Source organism: Streptomyces sp. NPDC056144 (assembly GCF_042264145.1).
GTDB lineage: Bacteria > Actinomycetota > Actinomycetes > Streptomycetales > Streptomycetaceae > Streptomyces.
In genome coordinates this window covers 68,145-88,439 of record NZ_JBHJVF010000003.1, presented here as the reverse complement: position 1 = coordinate 88,439, position 20,295 = coordinate 68,145, and the positions used below count along the sequence as shown (strand labels likewise).

General features: G+C 71.1%; 15 protein-coding genes. 5 read left to right on the top strand and 10 right to left on the bottom strand.

Translation table 11 applies throughout. The features are described from left to right. Nucleotides 1-3: 3 nt before the first annotated feature. The 5 genes from ACFC0Z_RS11235 to ACFC0Z_RS11215 all read right to left on the bottom strand — a co-directional run bounded on the left by ACFC0Z_RS11235 (nt 4) and on the right by ACFC0Z_RS11215 (nt 8,647). Nucleotides 4-957, bottom strand: a complete 954-nt coding sequence (locus ACFC0Z_RS11235; RefSeq protein ID WP_376435295.1) for an ABC transporter permease — start codon at nt 955-957, stop codon at nt 4-6. Continuing rightward, nucleotides 950-1,882: an ABC transporter permease gene (locus ACFC0Z_RS11230; protein WP_376436637.1), complete on the bottom strand. Its 933-nt coding sequence runs from the start codon at nt 1,880-1,882 to the stop codon at nt 950-952. Before ACFC0Z_RS11230 ends, ACFC0Z_RS11235 begins: the two co-directional genes overlap by 8 nt. A gap of 171 nt (nt 1,883-2,053) precedes the next feature. Further along, nucleotides 2,054-3,694, bottom strand: coding sequence for an ABC transporter substrate-binding protein (locus tag ACFC0Z_RS11225; protein ID WP_376435293.1), 1,641 nt, complete (start codon nt 3,692-3,694; stop codon nt 2,054-2,056). Between the two features lie 466 nt (nt 3,695-4,160). Then, on the bottom strand, nt 4,161-6,062 hold the full coding sequence (typA, locus tag ACFC0Z_RS11220) for a translational GTPase TypA (RefSeq protein WP_376435290.1): 1,902 nt from the start codon (nt 6,060-6,062) through the stop codon (nt 4,161-4,163). Between the two features lie 293 nt (nt 6,063-6,355). Further along, complete coding sequence (locus ACFC0Z_RS11215) at nt 6,356-8,647, bottom strand: ABC transporter family substrate-binding protein (RefSeq protein WP_376435288.1); 2,292 nt, start codon at nt 8,645-8,647, stop codon at nt 6,356-6,358. 221 nt (nt 8,648-8,868) lie between these two features. Between ACFC0Z_RS11215 and ACFC0Z_RS11210 the strand changes: the two genes are divergently transcribed. Genes ACFC0Z_RS11210 through ACFC0Z_RS11200 form a run of 3 tightly spaced genes read left to right on the top strand, consistent with a single transcriptional unit; the run spans nt 8,869 to nt 12,354 of the window. Beyond that, nucleotides 8,869-9,699: a hypothetical protein gene (locus ACFC0Z_RS11210; RefSeq protein WP_376435286.1), complete on the top strand. Its 831-nt coding sequence runs from the start codon at nt 8,869-8,871 to the stop codon at nt 9,697-9,699. A gap of 1 nt (nt 9,700) precedes the next feature. Next, nucleotides 9,701-11,572, top strand: a complete 1,872-nt coding sequence (locus ACFC0Z_RS11205) for a fumarate reductase/succinate dehydrogenase flavoprotein subunit (protein ID WP_376435283.1) — start codon at nt 9,701-9,703, stop codon at nt 11,570-11,572. Continuing rightward, nucleotides 11,569-12,354 (top strand): succinate dehydrogenase/fumarate reductase iron-sulfur subunit, encoded by a 786-nt coding sequence (locus ACFC0Z_RS11200; protein ID WP_376435281.1) that lies wholly within the window; start codon nt 11,569-11,571, stop codon nt 12,352-12,354. Before ACFC0Z_RS11205 ends, ACFC0Z_RS11200 begins: the two co-directional genes overlap by 4 nt. Here the strand turns inward: ACFC0Z_RS11200 and ACFC0Z_RS11195 are convergent. Further along, nucleotides 12,335-13,126 (bottom strand): transglutaminase domain-containing protein, encoded by a 792-nt coding sequence (locus ACFC0Z_RS11195; protein ID WP_376435278.1) that lies wholly within the window; start codon nt 13,124-13,126, stop codon nt 12,335-12,337. The two genes, ACFC0Z_RS11200 and ACFC0Z_RS11195, sit on opposite strands and share 20 nt — an antisense overlap. Before the next feature lie 130 nt (nt 13,127-13,256). Here ACFC0Z_RS11195 and ACFC0Z_RS11190 point away from each other — a divergent pair, with 130 nt between their 5' ends. Next, entirely contained in the window at nt 13,257-15,419 is a 2,163-nt protein-coding gene (locus tag ACFC0Z_RS11190) for a TPM domain-containing protein (RefSeq protein ID WP_376435275.1), read from the top strand. A 38-nt stretch (nt 15,420-15,457) separates the two neighbouring features. Continuing rightward, complete coding sequence (locus ACFC0Z_RS11185; protein WP_376435272.1) at nt 15,458-16,165, top strand: PspA/IM30 family protein; 708 nt, start codon at nt 15,458-15,460, stop codon at nt 16,163-16,165. Nucleotides 16,166-16,235: 70 nt separating this feature from the next. Here ACFC0Z_RS11185 and ACFC0Z_RS11180 read toward each other — a convergent pair whose 3' ends face one another. The 4 genes from ACFC0Z_RS11180 to ACFC0Z_RS11165 form a co-directional block, all read right to left on the bottom strand. After that, nucleotides 16,236-18,809 (bottom strand): SpoIIE family protein phosphatase, encoded by a 2,574-nt coding sequence (locus tag ACFC0Z_RS11180; protein ID WP_376435269.1) that lies wholly within the window; start codon nt 18,807-18,809, stop codon nt 16,236-16,238. Between the two features lie 153 nt (nt 18,810-18,962). Beyond that, a complete protein-coding gene (locus tag ACFC0Z_RS11175) occupies nt 18,963-19,397 on the bottom strand; it encodes an ATP-binding protein (protein ID WP_376435266.1) in 435 nt (144 codons plus the stop codon). A gap of 172 nt (nt 19,398-19,569) precedes the next feature. Next, nucleotides 19,570-20,058 carry a (deoxy)nucleoside triphosphate pyrophosphohydrolase gene (locus tag ACFC0Z_RS11170; protein ID WP_376435264.1) on the bottom strand — a complete coding sequence of 163 codons (489 nt, stop codon included), beginning with the start codon at nt 20,056-20,058 and terminating at the stop codon, nt 19,570-19,572. Nucleotides 20,059-20,084: 26 nt separating this feature from the next. Next, nucleotides 20,085-20,264: an SPOR domain-containing protein gene (locus tag ACFC0Z_RS11165; protein WP_376435261.1), complete on the bottom strand. Its 180-nt coding sequence runs from the start codon at nt 20,262-20,264 to the stop codon at nt 20,085-20,087. Nucleotides 20,265-20,295: the final 31 nt, after the last annotated feature.

Sequence of the window (20,295 nt, the reverse complement as noted above, 5' to 3'; positions counted from 1 at the left end):
TCCTCAGCGCAGCTTGGGGTCGAGGGCGTTGCGGACGGCTTCGCCGAGCATGATGAACGCCAGAACGGTGAGGCTCAGCATGATCGAGGGCCAGAGCAGGACGTGCGGGGCCACTCGGATCTGGGAGACACCCGCGGAGATGTCGACACCCCAGGAGACGGTCGGGGCGGCGAGGCCCAGGCCGAGGAAGGACAGGGTGGCCTCGGCCGAGATGTAGCCGCCGAGCGCGATGGTCGCGACGACGATCACGGGCGCCATGGCGTTGGGCAGGATGTGCCGGAAGAGGATCCGGGACGTACCGGCGCCGAGGGCCTTGGCGGCGTGGACGTAGTCGGCCTGCTTGATCGTGATCACGGCACCGCGCATGACGCGGGTGATCTGGGTCCAGCCGAGGAACGCGAGGGCGAAGACGACGACCCAGACGGTCCGCTCGACGAAGGACTGCAGGACGACCATGGCGCCGAGCAGGAACGGGATGCCGAAGAAGACGTCCGTCAGGCGGGACAGCACGGCGTCGACCCAGCCACCGAAGTAGCCGGAGATCATGCCCATGATGCCGCCGATGAGCGTGACGATCGCGGTGACCGCGACGCCGACGATGATCGAGGCACGGGTGCCGTAGATCAGTCGGGCGTAGACGGAACGGCCCTGCTGGTCGTAGCCCAGCCACTCGGGCGAGCCGATGGAGCCGAGCTCCGGCTTGCTGAGGAAGTGGTGGACCAGGTCACCGGTGGTCGGCGACGCGCTGGTGAAGAGGCTCGGCAGGGCCGAGATGATCAGCAGCAGCGCGATCAGCACGGACGAGACGATGAAGTACGGGTTGCGGCGGAGGTCGGCCCAGGCGTCGCCCCAGAGGCTGCGCGCCTTCTCCGGCTTCTCCACCGGAGCGGCCGCGCCGGCCGCGGGAGCGGCGACGGCGCCGTCGACTGCGGTCGCGGTCTTGGTCACGTCAGGCATACCGGATCCTCGGGTCCAGGACCGCGTACAGCAGGTCGATGAGGAGGCTGGTGATGAGGTAGACGATCACCAGGATGGTCACGAGGCCGACGAGGGTCTCGCCTTCACGCCGGGAGATCGACTCGGCGATGACGCCGCCGACACCCTTGATGTTGAAGATCGCCTCGGTGACGACCGCACCGCCCATGAGGGCGCCGATGTCGGTGCCGAGGAAGGTGACGACCGGGATCATCGAGTTGCGCATCAGGTGGACGCCGATGACGCGGCGGCGCGGGAGGCCCTTGGCCACGGCCGTACGCATGTAGTCGGCGCGCAGGTTCTCCGCCATGGACGTACGCGTGAGGCGCGCCACATAGGCAAGGGAGAGACCACCGAGGACGATGGCCGGAGCGATCATCTCGCTCAGTACCGGTTCGGTGCTGACGTTGGGTGAGATCCAGCCCAGGTTGAAGGCGAACACCATCTTGATGATGTAGCCGAGCACGAAGACCGGGATCGAGATGATCAGCAGGGTGAAGATCAGGATCGCGTTGTCGGCGAAACGGCCGGCACGGAGGCCGCCGATGATGCCGAGGCCGATGCCGAAGATCAGCTCGATGGCGAAGGCCAGAGCCGCCAGCTGGAGCGTGATGGGGAACGCGTCGCCGAGCACTTCCGTGACCGGACGCCCGTTGCGGATCTGGGTACCGAAGTCCTGGTGCCAGACCATGTCCCACATATACGTGACGTACTGCACCCACTGAGGTCGGTCGAGACCGAGTTCATGGCGCTTCGCGGCGAGCGTCGCCGGGTCGGCGCCCTTGTCGCCGAACATGGCAAGCACGGGGTCGCCGGGCAGGCTGCGCACCATGAGGAAGATCAGCAGGGTCGTCCCGAGGAATACCGGGATCATCTGGAGCAGTCGTCGTGCGACATAACGCCCCATCATGCCTCCGTTGAGATGTAGCGGCGGCAGCCGACGGGCCCTTCCTCGACACCATGCCCGGATGCGGGCATGGCTATGTCGTGGAAGGGCCCCCCAGCCACTGCGTAAGGCACCGAGACGGGACTGACGGTCCGTCAGTCCCGTGACGGCGTGCGGACTACGCTTGGGTGATTACTTCTTGACCTCGACGCCGGTCAGGATCGGGTCGCCGTCCTGGCCGTAAGCCACGCCCGAAACCTTCTCGGAGTAGCCCGCGTTGACCTTGTAGTACCAGAGCGGGATGCTCGGCATGTAGTTCTTCAGGTCCTTCTCGATGGCCTGGAACTGCTTGACCGACTCGTCCAGCGTCGCCGCGGAGTCAGCCTTGGCGATCTTGGCGTCCAGCTCCTTGTTGGAGAAGTCGCCCTGGTTGCCCGCCGCACCCGTGCGGAACAGGTCCGAGATGAAGTTGGCGTTGACCGGGTAGTCGAGCACCCAGCCGGAGCGGTAGAGCGACTTGACCTGCTTGGTCTTGCGAGCGGTCAGGTCGGCCTGGAAGTCCGGCTTGCCGTCGCCGACGCACTTGACGCCGGTGGACTGGGTGATGCTGTTGCAGACAGCGTCGACCCACTCCTTGTGACCGCCATCGGCGTTGAACTGGATGGAGATGGCGTTGTTCGGGACGCCGCCGCCGGCCTTGATGAGCTCCTTGGCCTTCGCGGGGTCGAACTTGGTGACGCCGTTGCCGCCGTCCTCCTGGAAGCCCAGGACGCCCTTGGCGACCCAGCCGGTCGCGGGCTCACGCGTGCCCTGCAGGACCGTCTTGGTGATGGTCGCGCGGTCGATCGCCATGGAGAGGCCCTGGACGACGCGCGGGTCGACCGGCTTCGGCTTCTTCCACTGGTCGGCGTAGAAGGCGACGGCGATGGTCTGGATCGCGGAGTACGCCTGGTCCACGGCGCGGTCGCCGAGGTCCTGACGGTAGACCGGGAGGTCCTTCGGGGCGATCTGACGCAGGACGTCGACGTTGCCCGACTTCAGGTCCTCGTACGCGGCCTCGAGGGTGGTGTAGTTCTTGAAGACCACACCGCCGTTCTTCGCCTTGTTCGGGCCCTTGTAGCCGTCGAATCGAGTGATCTCGATCTTCTTCTTGTGGTCCCAGCTCTTGAACTTGTAGGGACCGTTGCCGACCGGAGCCTGGCCACCCTTGGTCGGGTCCTTGTAGAAGGACTCGGCCATCGGCGCGAAGACGATGTAGGCCAGCTTGTGACCGAAGTACGGAACAGCCTTCGACAGCTCGATGGTGAAGGTGTTCTCGTCGACGACCTTCAGGCCGTCGAGCTTGTCGGCGGTCTGCTTGGCGCCCTCGGCGTCCGGGTGGACCTTGTCGTAGCCCTTGATGTCCGCGAACCAGGACGCGAGGCCCTGGGCGTTCTTCAGGCTGGCGTTCCAGTTCCACGCGTCCACGTAGGACTTGGAGGTCACCGGGGTGCCGTCGTGGAAGGTCCAGCCCGGCTTGAGCTTGACGGTCCACAGCTTCGAGTCCGTGGTGGTGACCGACTCGGCGTTGATCATCTCGAGCGAGCCGTCGGCCTTGTAGTCGACCAGGGTCGAGAACAGACCGGCCATGACCGCGGAGCCGTTGGACTCCATCGTGTCACCGGTGAGCAGGGGCTTCTCAGGCTCGCCCAGCTCGATGGAGAAGATTCCGTTCGGGTCGACAGCGCCGCCCTTGCCTGCGGCGTCGTCGTCCTTACCCCCGCCACAGGCGGTCGCAGCCAGGGCGACGATGATCGCGCCCGTTACCCACTTGGCGCTCTTGGCACCGCGCATGGGTTCCTCCTCATGAGTCCACTTGTCACTACAAGAGGGGCACTTCGAGATTCGCCGACACCCCTGACGGCGTTGCACTCAAGTGCCCCGAGTGTGCTCGTGAGTCGGCACTCCCCACAGTGCGTGACCCATTGACCCGAGCTCAATGGAGCCAACTATTAAGTACGTCCGGGCTGTAAACCACACTTAAGTGGTCTCGTTTTGACAACATCACCAAGCCGTGAGATACCGAAATCCGGACAAACTGAGCACAGACAGACACGCCCGAAACGGACCGTTAACACACGTACCGGAGAGCGATGGCCGATATCCGGACACGTGATCTTGGAAATCAAGTTGACGGAACTTGACGTGAGCCACCCAGAAGCCCGGCCAAAAGCCCGGCCCCCCGCAGGTGTCTGCGGGGGGCCGGGCTCGGTGCTATGGACGGTGCTGCGACCGCGCTACGACGTCAGGGAGACCCTACTCAGCCGTTCTTGGCGCGGGAAGACGCACGGCCACGCGCGTTCTGGTCGAGGATGACCTTGCGGATGCGGACGGCCTCCGGGGTCACCTCGACGCACTCGTCGTCGCGGCAGAACTCCAGGGACTGCTCCAGGGAGAGCTTCCGCGGCGGGACGATCGCTTCGAAGGAGTCGGCCGAGGAGGAGCGCATGTTGGTGAGCTTCTTCTCCTTGGTGATGTTCACGTCCATGTCGTCGGAGCGGGAGTTCTCGCCGACGATCATGCCCTCGTACACCTCGGTGCCGGGGTCGGTGAACAGGACGCCGCGCTCCTGGAGGTTGGTCATCGCGAAGGCGGTGACCGCACCGGCGCGGTCGGCGACCAGCGAACCGTTGTTACGGGTCGTCAGCGTGCCGAACCACGGCTCGTGGCCCTCGTGGATGGAGTGGGCGATGCCCGTACCGCGGGTGTTGGTGAGGAACTCCGTACGGAAGCCGATGAGGCCACGGGACGGAACGACGAACTCCATGCGGACCCAGCCGGAGCCGTGGTTCGACATGTTGTCCATGCGGCCCTTGCGGACACCCATGAGCTGCGTGACGGCGCCCATGTGCTCCTCGGGGACGTCGACCGTGAGGCGCTCGACCGGCTCGTGGACCTTGCCGTCGACGAGCTTGGTGACGACCTGGGGCTTGCCGATGGTGAGCTCGAAGCCCTCGCGGCGCATCTGCTCGACCAGGATGGCGAGCGCGAGCTCACCGCGGCCCTGGACCTCCCAGGCGTCGGGGCGCTCGGTGTCGAGGACGCGGAGCGAGACGTTACCGATGAGCTCGCGGTCCAGACGGTCCTTGACCTGGCGGGCGGTGACCTTGCGGTTCTTGACGGCGGCCTTGGCGTCCGCGCCCTTGCCCGTGCCACCGCGGCCGACGAGCGGCGAGGTGTTGGTGCCGATGGTCATGGAGATGGCCGGCTGGTCGACCGTGATCAGCGGGAGCGCGATCGGGTTCTCCGGGTCGGCCAGCGTCTCGCCGATCATGATGTCCGGGATACCGGCGACGGCGCAGATGTCACCGGGGCCGGCGACCTCGGCCGGCTTGCGGGTGAGCGCCTCGGTCATCATCAGCTCGGTGATGCGGACGTTGGAGATCGTGCCGTCACGCTTGATCCACGCGACCGTCTGGCCCTTGCGGAGCTCGCCCTGCTCGACGCGGAGCAGCGCGATGCGGCCGAGGAAGTTGTCGGCGTCGAGGTTGGTGACGTGGGCCTGGAGGGGGGCCTCCTCGTCGTACGACGGGGCCGGGACGTGCTCCAGGATGGCCGAGAAGAACGGCTCCAGGTTGTCGCTGTCCTGCGGGACCGTGCCGTTCTCCGGCTTGGTCAGCGAGGCGATGCCGTCACGGCCGCAGGCGTAGACGATCGGGAACTCGATCTGGTCCTCGTCCGCGTCCAGGTCGAGGAAGAGGTCGTAGGTCTCGTTGACGACCTCGTCGATGCGGGAGTCCGGGCGGTCCGTCTTGTTGATGCAGAGGATGACGGGCTTGCGCTGCTGGAGAGCCTTGCGCAGCACGAAGCGGGTCTGCGGGAGCGGGCCCTCGGAGGCGTCCACGAGGAGGACGACCGCGTCCACCATCGACAGACCACGCTCGACCTCGCCACCGAAGTCGGCGTGACCGGGGGTGTCGATGATGTTGATCGTGATGGGCTCCCCGCCGTCCTTGGGGTGGTACTTCACCGCCGTGTTCTTGGCGAGGATCGTGATGCCCTTCTCACGCTCCAGGTCGTTCGAGTCCATCATGCGGTCGTCGAGCTGCTGGTGGGCGGCGAAAGCACCGGCCTGCTTGAGCATGGCGTCGACGATGGTCGTCTTGCCATGGTCGACGTGGGCGACGATGGCGACGTTACGGATGTCGTTGCGCGTGGGCATGGGTGCTTGCGCTTCTCTCGGATCGTGGGATGCGGCGTCAGTTCCTCGTACGCCCGCCGGGCGGACGCGCCACGGCTATGTCCTATGGTACGGGGCTGCCACACGGGGTGGCTTCCCCGGCTGATCCGAGAGGGTCCGCGCGCGGGCGCGAAGGGGGTTTCGAGGGTGTGGGGAAGGTCATACGGGCCGGGTCAAGGGGCCGACGCGATCCTGCCCGCCGGGGTCACCGGCGGGCAAGGAAATTGAGCGCGATCTGAGGTTGCGTCCCGGGGTTTTCCGGGGGCCTGGAGCTTTCAGCGGTTTCGCTCGGCTCCCTTGGCGGATTCGGGCTTCTTGAAGCCCATGTCCTGGTAGCGCGGTGCGGCGAAGCCGAGGGCCCCGGCGTTCACGACGTCGGCCCTGGCGGCGACGAGCTGCGGGCGCTGGTAGAGGGGGATGGATCCGGCCGCGGCCCAGATCCGGGCGTCCGCCTGGCGGACGAGGTCGCGGGCCTCCTCCTCGTCGAGCGTCCCCGCCGCCTGGTCGAACAGCTGGTCGATGCGGTCGGTGCCGACGCGCGAGTAGTTCTGCTCGACCAGGAGCGAGCCGTCCGAGGCCGGCTCGGGCTTGGCGAAGATCGGCCGGGCGTCGGTGGCCGGGAACGCGGAGGCCGGCCAGGAGTAGAGGGCCAGGTCGTAGTCGCCCGAGGCGATGTGGTCCTTGAAGAAGCTCTCGTCGGAGACCTTCGTGACCTGGGTACGGATACCCACGGCGTCCAGCATCCGCACGATCCGGTCGCCGACCGCCCGCAGCGAGTCGGAGCCGGGACCCGACGGCAGGACGAAGCGGAGGCTGAGCGGCTTGCCGTCCTTGCCGAGGGCCTGCGCCGCCTCCGGTACCGCCACGGGGGCCGCGGTGCCGAGCGGGGCGTAGGCCCCGGCGACGCCCCGGTCGGGCTTGGTGACCGCGCCGGCGCCGTTGTTCGCGTCGAGGACCTGCCCGCGGCCCGGCTTGTCGTCGCCGACGATGTAGAGGCCCTCGTCGGAGGCGGTGTCGCCGCCGGTCGCGGCCTTCTTCTTCGCGTCGGTCGAGCCGGCCTCCTTCTTCACCGCCTTGGTGTCCTTCGTCCCGGCCGGCTTGCGCTGCGCCCCGCCCGGGACCCAGCCCGCGTCGGCGAGGAGCGCCCGCGCCTCCTTGGTGTCCTGGTCGCCGAGCGCGTCGCTGCTGTCGGCGTAGGCGGCCTGGCCCGCGAGGGCGAGGTGGCTGCCGGGAGGCGTGGCGGGGAGGCCGAGCGGCTTGAGGACGGATTCGGCCAGTTCCTGGCGGTTGATCGCGCGGGCGACCGCCCTGCGCACCCGCTCGTCGGCGAGCGCGCCGGACTCGCCGTTCAGCGAGAGCTGGGTGTAGGCGGGCTCCAGGGACTTGCGGACGGTGAAGCCCGCGAGGGCGTTCTGCTCGGTCGCGTACCGGGCGACGGCCTTCCGGTTCTTCGCGCGCGCGGCCTGGACCTCCTCGGCCCGCTCCTCGTCGGAGCCGTACGCGACGGCCCAGGACTTGAGGGCCTTGCCGGGGGTGATCGACGAGCCGGGGCCGTGGGCGAGGGGGGTCTGGGGGGCCTGGAGGGACTGGGCGGCCTGGGCGGCCTGGGGGCCGCTCTGTCCGGTGCCCTGCTTGGCGCCCTGCTGGGCGCGGGCGTCGCGGAGGGCGAGGGCGATCCGCTCGGCGGTGGACCGGTCGATCTCGGCCAGGTCGAGCTTGCCGGCGGCGAGGGCGGCGGCCCGGTCGGCCCGCGGGACGGCCTTGAGGACCAGGCTGTCGAGCTTGGGGGCCTGGCCCCACCAGCGGGGGTTGCGGACGAGGGTGATGTCGCCGCTCTCACGGCGGGCCGACTTCAGCAGGAACGGTCCTGCGGTCGCCTTGAGCGTGGTGCGCGCCCCGTCGTTGAAGGAGGCCGGGGAGCCCATGACCTGCTTCGGGTAGAGCGGGGTGAAGAGGGACTGCCAGTCGGCGTAGGGCTTGGCGAAGGTGATCCGCACCTCCAGGTCGTTCTTGCCCTTCTCGATCTTCTCGATCCGCTCGTAGCCGCTGTTGCGGGCGGTCCAGTACGCGGTGTCGCGGCCGCTCAGCGCGCGCCACTGGGCGACGAAGTCGGCCGCGCCGATCTCGCGTCCGTCGCTCCAGACGGCCTGCTGGTTGAGCTTGTAGAGGACGACCTGCTTGGGCTCGGCCTCGACGATCTGCGCGGACTCCAGGTAGTCCGGGTTCATCTCCGGACGGCCCCGCTCGTCGAGCGTGTAGAGCGAGGGGAGTACGGCTCCGGCGACGCGGGCGGTGGCGCCGTCGGCGTCGGCCTGGAAGGCGTTGAGGGTGGTGGGCAGGGCGTCGACCGCCCAGCGCAGGGTGCCGCCGTCGGCGACGGCGTCGCGCGCGGCGGGCGCGTTGTCCATCGCCGCGGCCGGCCCGTCCTCGGCCGCCTCGTCGGAGCTGCAGCCCGCGAGCACGGTGACGGCGAGCACCGCGCTGGTGAGGGCGGCGACGGAGCGGAGCGTGCGGGAGCGGGGGCTCCTGGAGCATGTCCTCCCGCGAGGGGCGCCGAACTGGGACATGACTTGTACCCCTTCGTCCAGATTTGTGCAATTTAGAGATCATCAGACCTCGTGTTCATCCACTGAACGGGACAGGGCGTTTCCGGCCACGGAGGCACGGCGGCACGGCTGAAAAGCCCACTCGGGCGGCGCAACGAAGGCGATCACGTCCGCACGCCTTCACAAGTACGGAGCGGCGCGCGACACTCCGACTGCCCCGCCGTGGAGCCGAGGAGGCCCTGTTGGCCACAGGTACCGAACCCCCGAGGAGCACCAGCGCCGCGACGGGGGTGCGCTCCCCGGGGCGCGCCGCCCTCGCCGCCCGCCATCTGCGCACCGACCGCTGGTGGCTCGCCCCCGCCGCCACCGCCGCCGGACTGCTCGCCTTCGTCGCGTACTCGACCTGGCGGGCGTTCGCCAACGCCGACTACTACGCCGCCCCCTACGTCTCCCCCTTCTACTCGCCCTGCCTCGCATCGAACTGCGTCCCGATGCGGGGCGGGCCGAACTGGGAGCTCTTCGGCAGCTGGTGGGTCCTCTCCCCCGCCCTGCTGATCCTGGTCTTCCCGCTGGGCTTCCGGCTGACCTGCTACTACTACCGCAAGGCCTACTACCGGGCCTTCTGGTCCTCTCCCCCGGCCTGCGCGGTCGCCGAGCCCCACCGCTCGTACAGCGGCGAGACGCGGTTCCCGCTGCTGCTCCAGAACCTCCACCGGTACTTCTTCTACGCGGCGGTGCCGGTCGCGGCGATCCTCACGTACGACACCGTCCTGACCTTCCGCGACGCCTCCTACGCCTGGGGCCACGCGGGGCTCGGGACCCTCGTCTTCCTCGCCAACACGGTCCTCATCTGGGCGTACACGCTCTCCTGCCACTCCTGCCGGCACGTCGTCGGCGGCCGGCTGCGGCACTTCTCGAAGCACCCGGTCCGCTACCGGCTGTGGACCTGGCTGGGACGGCTCAACACCCGGCACGCGAAGCTCGCCTGGGCCTCGCTCGTCAGCGTCGCCGTCTGCGACCTGTACGTGTTCCTGCTCGCGACCGGCACCTTCGACGACCCGAGGTTCTTCTGAGATGACAGTGGTCGAACGACAGCAGTGGGACGTGGTCGTGGTCGGCGCGGGCGGCGCCGGGCTGCGGGCCGCGATCGAGGCGCGCCTCACGGGCGCCCGTACCGCCGTGATCTGCAAGTCCCTCTTCGGCAAGGCGCACACGGTGATGGCCGAGGGCGGCATCGCCGCCGCCATGGCCAACGCCAACGGGCACGACGACTGGAAGGTCCACTTCCGCGACACCATGCGCGGCGGGAAGTTCCTCAACCAGTGGCGGATGGCCGAGCTGCACGCCCAGGAGGCGCCCGAGCGGGTCTGGGAGCTGGAGACCTGGGGCGCGCTCTTCGACCGGACCCCGGACGGCCGGATCTCGCAGCGGAACTTCGGCGGCCACGAGTACCCCCGGCTCGCGCACGTCGGCGACCGGACCGGGCTCGAACTGATCAGGACCCTCCAGCAGCGGATCGTCGGGCTCCAGCAGGAGGACCGCCGCGAGACCGGCGACCACGAGTCCGGTCTGAAGGTCTTCCAGGAGTTCACCGTCACCCGCGTCCTGAAGGACGGGGACGGGCGGGTCTCCGGGGTCTTCTGCTACGAGCGGGAGAGCGGCCGCTTCCACGTCCTGGAGGCCCCGGCCGTCGTCCTCGCGACCGGCGGGATCGGCAAGTCCTTCAAGGTGACCTCGAACTCGTGGGAGTACACGGGCGACGGGCACGCGCTCGCGGGGGCGCCGCTGGTGAACATGGAGTTCGTGCAGTTCCACCCGACGGGGATGGTCTGGCCGCCGTCGGTGAAGGGGATCCTCGTCACCGAGTCCGTACGGGGTGACGGCGGCGTCCTGCGGAACTCCGAGGGCCGGCGGTTCATGTTCGACTACGTCCCCGACGTCTTCAAGGAGAAGTACGCGGAGTCGGAGGAGGAGGGCGACCGCTGGTACGAGGACCCCGACCACAACCGGCGCCCGCCCGAGCTGCTGCCGCGCGACGAGGTGGCGCGGGCCATCAACGCCGAGGTGAAGGCGGGGCGGGGCTCCCCGCACGGCGGGGTGTTCCTCGACGTGTCGACGCGGATGCCGGCGGAGACGATCCGGCGGCGGCTCCCGTCCATGTACCACCAGTTCAAGGAGCTGGCGGACGTCGACATCACGGCCGAGGCGATGGAGGTCGGGCCGACCTGCCACTACGTGATGGGCGGGGTCGCCGTCGACTCGGAGACGGCCGCCACACCGGGCGTCCCGGGGCTCTTCGCCTGCGGCGAGGTGGCCGGCGGGATGCACGGCTCGAACCGGCTCGGCGGGAACTCCCTCTCCGACCTGCTGGTCTTCGGACGGCGGGCCGGGCTCCACGCGGCGGGGTACGCGATGTCGGGCGCGCGCGGCTCGCGCGGCGCGGTCGTCGAGGCCGACGTGGCGGCGGCCCGGGCGGAAGCCCTCGCCCCCTTCGGCGAGGGCGGGGAGAACCCGTACGCCCTCCACCAGGAGCTCCAGCAGACGATGAACGACCTCGTCGGGATCATCCGGCGGGAGGGCGAGATGGCCGAGGCCCTGGAGCGGATCGGGGTCCTGCGGGAGCGGGCCGGGCGGCTCGCGGTCGAGGGGCACCGGCAGTTCAACCCCGGCTGGCACCTCGCCCTCGACCTGCGGAACATGCTGCTGGTCAGCGAGTGCGTGGCCCGCGCGGCCCTGGAGCGCACCGAGTCCCGGGGCGGCCACACCCGCGAGGACCGGCCGGCGATGGAGCGGTCCTGGCGGCCGGTGAACCTGCTGTGCCGGCTCGGGGACTCGGGTGTCGTGCTGGAGCGGGTGCGGACCGAGCCGATCCGGCCCGATCTGCTCGCGCTCTTCGCGAAGGAGGAGCTGGCGAAGTACCTCGCGGAAGAGGAGCTGGACGCATGAGCACGTCGAGCGCGGACACGTACCGGGCCCGCTTCCGGATCTGGCGGGGCGACGCCGGGGGCGGGGAGCTCACCGACTACACGGTCGAGGTGCACGACGGGGAGGTCGTCCTCGACATCGTGCACCGGCTCCAGGCCACCCAGGCGCCGGACCTCGCCGTGCGCTGGAACTGCAAGGCCGGCAAGTGCGGCTCCTGCTCGGCCGAGATCAACGGCCGGCCGCGGCTGCTCTGCATGACGCGGATGTCGGTCTTCGCGCGGGACGAGGTGGTCACGGTGACGCCGATGCGCGCCTTCCCGGTGATCCGCGACCTCGTCACGGACGTCTCCTTCAACTACGCCAAGGCCCGCGAGGTCCCCGCCTTCGTGCCGCCGGCCGGTCTCGGGCCCGGCGAGTACCGGATGCGGCAGGAGGACGTGGACCGCTCGCAGGAGTTCCGGAAGTGCATCGAGTGCTTCCTGTGCCAGGACACCTGCCATGTGGTCCGCGACCACGAGGAGAACAAGGAGTCCTTCGCCGGGCCCCGCTTCCTCATGCGGATCGCGGAGCTCGACATGCACCCGCTGGACGCGGCGGCTGAGCACGGCCTCGACCGGCGCGCGAGCGCGCAGGAGGAGCACGGGCTCGGCTACTGCAACATCACCAAGTGCTGTACGGAGGTGTGCCCCGAGTCCATCCGGATCACCGACAACGCGCTGATCCCGATGAAGGAGCGGGTCGTGGACCGGAGGTACGACCCGCTCGTCTGGCTCGGGAGGACGATCAGGCGGCGGAAGGACTGACGGCCGGGCTCCCCGCGCCCGCGCTCCAGCGGCCGAGGACGGGTTCGGCGACGGTACGGGCCAGGCGGCACATCGTCTGGCCGTGCCGCGCGAAGAGCTCGTCGCGCGAGTCGAACCGCCCGAGGTCGGTACGGAGGTGGGCGGAGAGGTCGCAGGTGGCGGCGCCGTCGCAGGCGGCGGGCGCGTCCCAGTCGACGGAGGTCCGGGCGACGGCCTCGAAGAGGGTCTCGGCGCCGGAGTTGGTGAACCCGCCGCCGTGCGCGGGGGCGGGGAGGCCGTCGAACAGCTCGGCGATCGGCGTCCAGGCTCCGTCGAGGAGGAACTCCGGCCAGGCGAGCAGGACCTCGTCCGGCACGAACGCGCGCAGCCTCGGGAAGCGCGGGTACCAGAAGACGCCGTCGACGAGCAGGCCCCGCACCCTGGTCGGCACCCCGAGCGACCGGGCCACGGCCTCCAGGGCCGCCATGCGCTGGCTGCACGAGCCGCGCCCGAGCCGGAGCGTCCGCGAGACGGGGTGCAGGTCCTCGACGGAGTACACCGGCCGGACGGCGGCGACGAGGAGGGAGTGGGCGGTACGGAGCCGGTCGCGGTCGCCGGTCGCGCCCCGCGCCGCCGCCTCCCGCTCCACCCGCGCGACGAGCGCGCGGACCCGGGGGTGGCCGAGGTCGAGGATCGGCGTGGCGCCGGTCGATCCGACGGCCTCGGCCCCCTCGCGGGACGGCTCGGGGCGCTTCCGGTCGGCACGGATCGGCATCAGCATGCGGCTGGTCATGGCGTACGTACTCCCCCTCGTTCACACGGACGGGTCGGGTCCGTGCGCCCTCATCCTGCGTCACGGGCCTCCGCCGAGGAAGCATCGGGTCCGGTAGCGAAGCCGTATACGCGGACATAGCCTCCCTTTTGTGACGCGAACAGCCGCCCGAGCCCTTCTCGCGGCACTGGTGGCGGCGTGGTGGCTCCTCGTGCCCGCCGTTCACGGTGCCTCCGCCGACGACCCCGTCGCCCTGTCCCGCGAGGGGCAGATCACCGACAAGGTCGGAGCCCTCGGCGACCGCCGCGCCTCGGTCGTCCAGGCCCTCGACCAGCTCTACGACGACCGGCGCGTGCAGCTCTTCGTCGTGTACGTACGGGACTTCTCCGGACGCTCGGGACAGAGCTGGGCCGACGAGACCGCCGAGCGCAACGGGCTGGGCCGGGAGGACGTGCTGCTCGCCGTCGCCACCCACGACCGGCGGTACGGCTACTCCGCCGACCCGGACTCGCGCTTCACCCAGGCGCAGCTGGACGAGGTGGCGGGCACGGCGATCGAGCCCGCGCTGCGGCAGAACGACTGGGCGGGCGCCGCGATCGGCGCGGCCAACGGGTACGCCGCCGTCCTCGCCGGACAGCCCGTCCCCGCGCCCGCGATCACCCCGGGCCCCGCCGACCCCGGCGGGTCCGCCGCCGAGGACGGCACCTCCGCGACCGACCTGGTCCTGCCGGTGGTGCTGGTCGGCGGCGCGGGGGCCGTGGCGGCGTACGCGTACACGAAGCGGAAGCGGCGGACCCGGACCCGTACGACCCCGGGCGGCGGCCGGGCGGGCCAGGCCGGCTGGGGCCCGCCGCGGGAGTCCGGGCCCCCGCCGCCGTCCCTGGAGGAGCTCGACGGGCAGGCGCGGCACGCGCTCGTCGCCACCGACGACGCCGTCCGCACCAGCCAGGAGGAGCTGGGCTTCGCGACCGCCCAGTTCGGCGACGAGGCCGTGCGGCCCTTCACGGAGGCCGTCGCCTTCGCCAAGGAGCAGCTGACGGCCTCGTTCCGGCTGCGGCAGAAGCTCGACGACTCCTTCCCCGAGGACGACGCCACCCGCCGCTCGATGCTCGACGAGATCCTCCGCCGCTGTGCCGAGGCCGACGCGCGGCTCGACGCCGAGAGCGAGGAGTTCGACCGGCTCCGCGACCTGGAGCGGACCGCCCCCGAGGCGCTCGCGGCGGTCGAAGCCGCGTTCCGCGAGCAGAACGGGCGGATGGGCCTGGCCGAGGCCGCCCTGACCGCGATGCGCGAGCGGTACGCCGAGACCGCCGCCTCCCCGGTCGCCGGCGACGTCGAACAGGCGAAGGACCGGCTCGTCTTCGCGACGACCCACGTCAACCAGGCCCGCCAGCTGATCGACGACGGCGACAACGGCGCCGCCGCCGTGCACATCCGGGCCGCCGAGGGCGCCGTGGACCAGGCGGCCCGGCTCGTCGAGGCCGTGGACCGGCGGGCGCAGGACCTGGCCGAGGCCGTGGGGAAGCTGACGAGCGCGCTCTCGGAGACGGACGCGGACCTCGCCGACGCGCGCGGACTCCTGAAGGGCCTCGAAGGCGCGGCCGAGGGCGGCTCGACGGCCGACCTCCAGGGCCGTATCGCCCGCGCCGAGTCCGTCCTCGCGGAGGTGCGGCGCGGGATCGAGGCCGGGCGGTACGACCCGATCGACGCGCTCCGGCGGGTCGAGGAGGCCGACACGGCGCTCGACGAGGCCCTCGCGGGGGCCAGGGAGCGCGAGTCGGGCAGCCGGCGGGCCCGCGCGCTCCTGGACCAGGCGATGCTGACGGCCCGCTCGGCGATCGGGGCGGCCTCGGACTACGTGACCACCCACCGGGGCGCCGTGGGCAGCGAGGCCCGTACGCGCCTGGCGGAGGCGCAGCGCCGCTGGGAGAAGGCGCGGGCCCTGTCCGGCGACGGGGAGTCCGGGAGCGGCGACCCGCAGGCGGCGCTCGCGGAGGCCCAGCAGGCGGACGCGCTGGCCCGGCGCGCGCAGGAGCTCGCCGAGCAGGACGTGCGCACGTACGGCAATCCGAACGGCATGGGCGGCACGACGGGGGTCGCGGGCGGCGGGGGCGGCGGGCTCGGCGGGGCCGTGCTCGGCGGGATCATCCTCGGCGGCCTGTTCGGCGGCGGAAGGGGTGGTTCGGGCGGCTTCGGCGGGGGCTTCGGCGGGGGTTCCGGGGGGCGTTCCGGGGGCGGAGGTTTCGGCGGCGGGCCCGGCAGCTTCGGCGGCAGCGGCACGCGCGGCCGGCTGGGCGGCGGCGGCCGGTTCTGAGCCCGTACGCCCTCTATCCACGGAAGAAGAGAGCAGCCATGAGCAAGCAGACCATCCTCGGCCGCGTCACCCAGCTGGCCAAGGCCAACATCAACGCCCTCCTCGACCAGGCCGAGGACCCGCAGAAGATGCTGGACCAGCTCATCCGCGACTACGCGAACAACATCTCCGAGGCGGAGGAGGCGGTCGCCTCGACCATCGGCAACCTCCGCCTGATGGAGCAGGACCACCAGGAGGACGTGGAAGCGGCGAAGGAGTGGGGCGGGAAGGCGCTCGCCGCCAGCAGGAAGGCGGACGAGCTGCGGACCGGCGGGCAGGCGGCCGAGGCGGATCGTTTCGACAACCTCGCCAAGGTGGCGCTCGGCCGTCAGCTCCAGTCCGAGAAGGAGGCGAGCACGGCGGAACCGACGATCGCCGCGCAGACCGAGGTGGTGATGAAGCTGAAGTCCGGCCTCGACCAGATGAAGGCCAAGCTCACCGAGTTGCAGGCGAAGCGGGACGAGCTCGTGGCGCGCGCGAAGTCGGCGCAGGCGCAGAACACGATGATGGACGCGGTGAAGAACATCGACGTCCTCGACCCGACGAGCGAACTGAGCCGCTTCGAGGACAAGGTGCGCCGGGAGGAGGCGAAGGCGATGGGCAAGCAGGAGCTCGCCGCCTCCTCGCTGGACGCGCAGTTCGAGCAGTTGGACGCGCTCGGCGACAGCGCGGAGATCGAGGCCAGGCTGGCCGCGCTGAAGCAGTGATCCCCCGGCGTCTGCCCTTCGTCTGCCCCGGCGTATGCCCTTCGTCTGCCCCGGCGTCTTCCCCGGCGTCTCAGAACATGCTGAGCAGCTGCTCCACCGTGGGCTCCGCCGCCCCCTCCCCGTCCGGCAGGGCGAGCTCGAACCAGACCGTCTTGCCGCGCGGGGTGCGGCGCGATCCCCACGAGGAGCTGAGCAGCCCGACCAGCTGGAGCCCCCGGCCGCCCTCGTCGGTGTCCTTGGCCCGGCGCCGCCGGGGCTGGACGAGCCCCGCGTCCCAGACCTCGCAGACGAGGGTCCGGTCGCGCAGCAGGCGGAGCCGTATCTCCCCCTCGCCGTAGCGCAGGGCGTTGGTGACGAGCTCGCTGACGAGGAGTTCGACGGTGTCGACGAGCGGGTCGAGGTCCCAGGCGCGCAGCTGGGCACGGGCGAGCTCGCGGGCCCTGCCCACCGAGCGGGGCTCCCTGGGGAGCCGCCAGTCGCCGACGGCCTCGCTGGGCAGGCCCTGGATACGGGCCATGAGGAGGGCGATGTCGTCCTCGCCGTGCCCGGTGTCGAGGCTGGTCAGGACCCGGTCGCAGACGTCCTCCAGGGGACGGTCCTGGTCGGCGAGGGCCCGCCGGAAGGCGCTGAGCCCCTCGTCGAGCGGGTGGTCGCGGGACTCGACGAGCCCGTCCGTGTAGAGCGCGAGGAGCGCGCCCTCGGGCAGCTCGACCTCGACCTCCTCGAAGGGTTCGCCGCCGACGCCGAGCGGCATCCCCGGCGGTACGTCGAGGAGGACGGCGTCCCGGCCGGGCGCGACGACCACCGGCGGGAGGTGGCCCGCGTTGGCGAACGTACAGCGCCGGGTGACCGGGTCGTAGACCGCGTACACGCAGGTCGCGAGGTAGACCTCGGACAGCTCGGGGCCGCGCGACTTCTGCGACTTCGTCGCCCGTGACTGCTGGGCGCCGATGGGGGCGCCGAGGCCGCGGGCGATCTCGTCGAGGTGGGAGAGGACCTCGGCCGGCTCCAGGTCGAGCTGGGCGAGGGTGCGGACGGCGGTGCGCAGTTCGCCCATGGCGACGGCGGCGCGCAGGCCGCGGCCCATGACGTCGCCGATGACGAGGGCGGTGCGGTGTCCCGGCAGTTCGATGACGTCGAACCAGTCGCCGCCGACCTCGGTGGCGGCGGTGCCGGGGAGGTAGCGGCAGGCGATGTCGAGGCCGGCGGCCTCGGGGTCGCCGGGCGGGAGGAGGCTGCGCTGGAGGATGAGGGCCCGCTCGTGCTCGCGGCGGTAGAGGCGCGCGTTGTCGATGCAGACGGCGGCGCGGGCGGCGAGCTCGACGGCGAGGGCCCGGTCCCGTTCCCCGAAGGGTTCGCTGCCCTTCGTCCGGGAGAACTGGACGAGGCCGACGACGATGTCGTGCGCGACCATCGGGACGACCAGGGTGGACTGGACGAGCTCCCCCTCGCCGCCGGGCACGGTCCTGAGCCGGCCGGTGCGCAGCGCTCCGGCGCACGGCGAGTTGAAGGGGAAGCGGTGGACGGCCCCGACCTCGATCGGGACGGGTCCGCAGCCGCTGTCGGGGCCGTGACCCTCGTCGGTCCTGCGGGGGGTGTCCGACACGGCGCTGGCGTGGGCGACCCGGCGGAGCTCGGCGCTGCCGGCCCCGTATCCGACGTCGTGGGAGCTGCCCCAGCGGCCCGGCGGGGCCTCGTCGCCGGTCAGGAGGCCCTGGTAGAGGTCGACGGAGGCGAGGTCGCAGAAGCCGGGGACGGCGACGTCGAGGAGCTCGCGGGCGGTGGCCTCCAGGTCGAGGGAGTTCCCGATGCGGGCTCCGGCCTCGTTGAGGAGGGCGAGGTTCCGGCGGGCGCTGGCGGCCTCGCGGGCCGCGTTGTGCCGGCGGGTGACGTCGACGCCGAGGCCGGCGACGCCGATCGGGCGGCCGGAGCCGCTGTGGACGCGGTAGAGGTTGATGGACCAGTGGCGCCGGTCGCGGGCGCCGGGGGCGGCGCCGACGATCTGGAGGTCGGTGACGGAGTCGCCGGTCTCCAGGACCTTGCGGAGGGCGGCGGTCATCCGGTCGGCCTCGGAGCGGGCGAGGTAGTCGTGGACGGTACGGCCCCGGTGGTCGTCGGCGGAGCCGCCGAAGACGGTCGCGAAGCGCTGGTTGGCCCGCTGCACCGTGAGGTCCGTGCCGAAGAGGAGAAAGCCGAAGGGGGATTGGCCGAAAATCGCCTGGGAGGCGGCGAGGTCGGTCTCGATACGGCGCAGGGCGCGGACGTCGACGACGATGCACAGCGCGGCCCGCTCACCGGTCTCGGTCTCGCTCGGCATCACGTACATCTCGGCGATGCCGCGGGGCTCGTCCTCCCCCGGCATGCGGAACGGGACCAGGCCCGTCCACTCCTTGCCGTCGAGGATCTCCCGGACCCGCCGGTGGGCACGCTCTCGCAGGTCGGAGGGCATGAAGGCATCGACGGGATCCTTCCCCATCGCCTGTTCGGCGGTCACGCCGAAGAGGTCCACGGCCCGCCTGCTCCACTGCTCGACGAGGCCGTCGGGCCCGATCGAGAAGGACGCGACCCGGATGTAGTCATAGATCGAGCCGGGCGGGCTGCTCTGCCACACGACGCCGCTCGCCGTCTCGGATATCTCGCTCACGCGACCGTCCCCTCCAGCTCACCGCACCGGACCGGCCATGCCCGCAGTATTCAATACGGCAGGCCCCGACGGCACGACGTTCACGATCACAGGGTGGTCTCGGTCGCTTCGTCCCCTCCACGGCGAGTACCGGTGATCGTTGTCCCTCCCTGTTTACTCACCAGGGAGAGCCAGCTCGAACCATACGGTTTTGCCCGTCCTTCCCTTACGGGTCCCCCAGCGCCGAGCGGAACAGGCCACGAGCCCGAGTCCGCGCCCCCCTTCGTCCTCGGGCCCGGCCGACCGTTCCGTCGGGGGATCCGGAAGCGGATCGGAAACCTCCACGAGCAGGGCGGAGGGCGGGGCGGGCCCGTCCCCGGGGTCGATGCCGGGCGGGTGAGGGCGGACGAGACGGACCCCGATGGGCCCGGAGGCGTGCTGCAGGGAGTTGGTCACCAGCTCGCTGACCAGCAGGACGGTCACGTCACCGAGGGCCGCGTCGAGGTCCCAGGCCCTGAGCGCCTCGCGCACCGCGTGACGGGCGGTGCGCACGGCATCGGCCTCTGCCGGGAAGGTCCACTCGGCGCGGCCGCCGTCGGTGTCGATCACACCCGATCACTTCCCCAGCCGTGTGTCAGCAGGAAGACCCCAGCACTCCCCCAGGGGGTCATTCTGGACATACCCGGAATTCGGGGCGGGATATCGCGTAGGGCGCAGGCACGGGCGCACGGTGGCACGAACGGCGTAGAAACCGGGCCGTGGGGCGCACACACGCCTCGGATCAGGCGCCGCTCGCGTCCGGGACGGCTTCCGGAGCGGTTTCCGAAGCGATCCCCGGGGCGGTCTCCGGGGCGGTCTCCGGAAGACGCAGCGCCGCCTCGGCCACGGCGGGGCGGTCCTGGTCGAGCCAGTCGACCGAGTCCAGCTCGTGCCGGGCGAGCCAGCGGAGCTCGTCGTGGTCCTCCAGGGGGCGCGGCTCGCCGGAGAGCAGCCGGGCGGTCCACACCCGGAGGACGTAACCGGGCTTGAGCGGCCACTCTCCGGGGATCCGCTCGCCGGGCTCGGTCTCGACGCCGAGCTCCTCGCGCAACTCCCTGACCAGGGCTTCTTCGGGACTCTCGCCCGGTTCGAGCTTGCCGCCGGGGAGCTCCCAACGGCCGGCGAGCTCGACGGGGGCGCTGCGGCGCGCGGCGAGCAGGCGCCCCCGGTCGTACACGGCGCCCGCGACGACGACCACGACGGGCGGATGAGTCTGGTGCTGTTCCGTCATGACCGCGAGACTAGACGTCGCACGGTTCAGAGCGCGGGGCTGCCGACCCGCTCGACCCAGTACAGCTGCTTGTGTCCCCGGGAATCGAGGCTGTCCGCCATCTTCCGGGCCTCGTCCTCGGTCTCGTACCGGCCCACCCGATAGCGGTTGCCGTTGTCGTCCTGTCGCACGACGACCCAGGTAAGAAGGGCCCCGCTGTCGCCCATCAGGCTTCTCCCTCCGCAACCGCAATCCGCA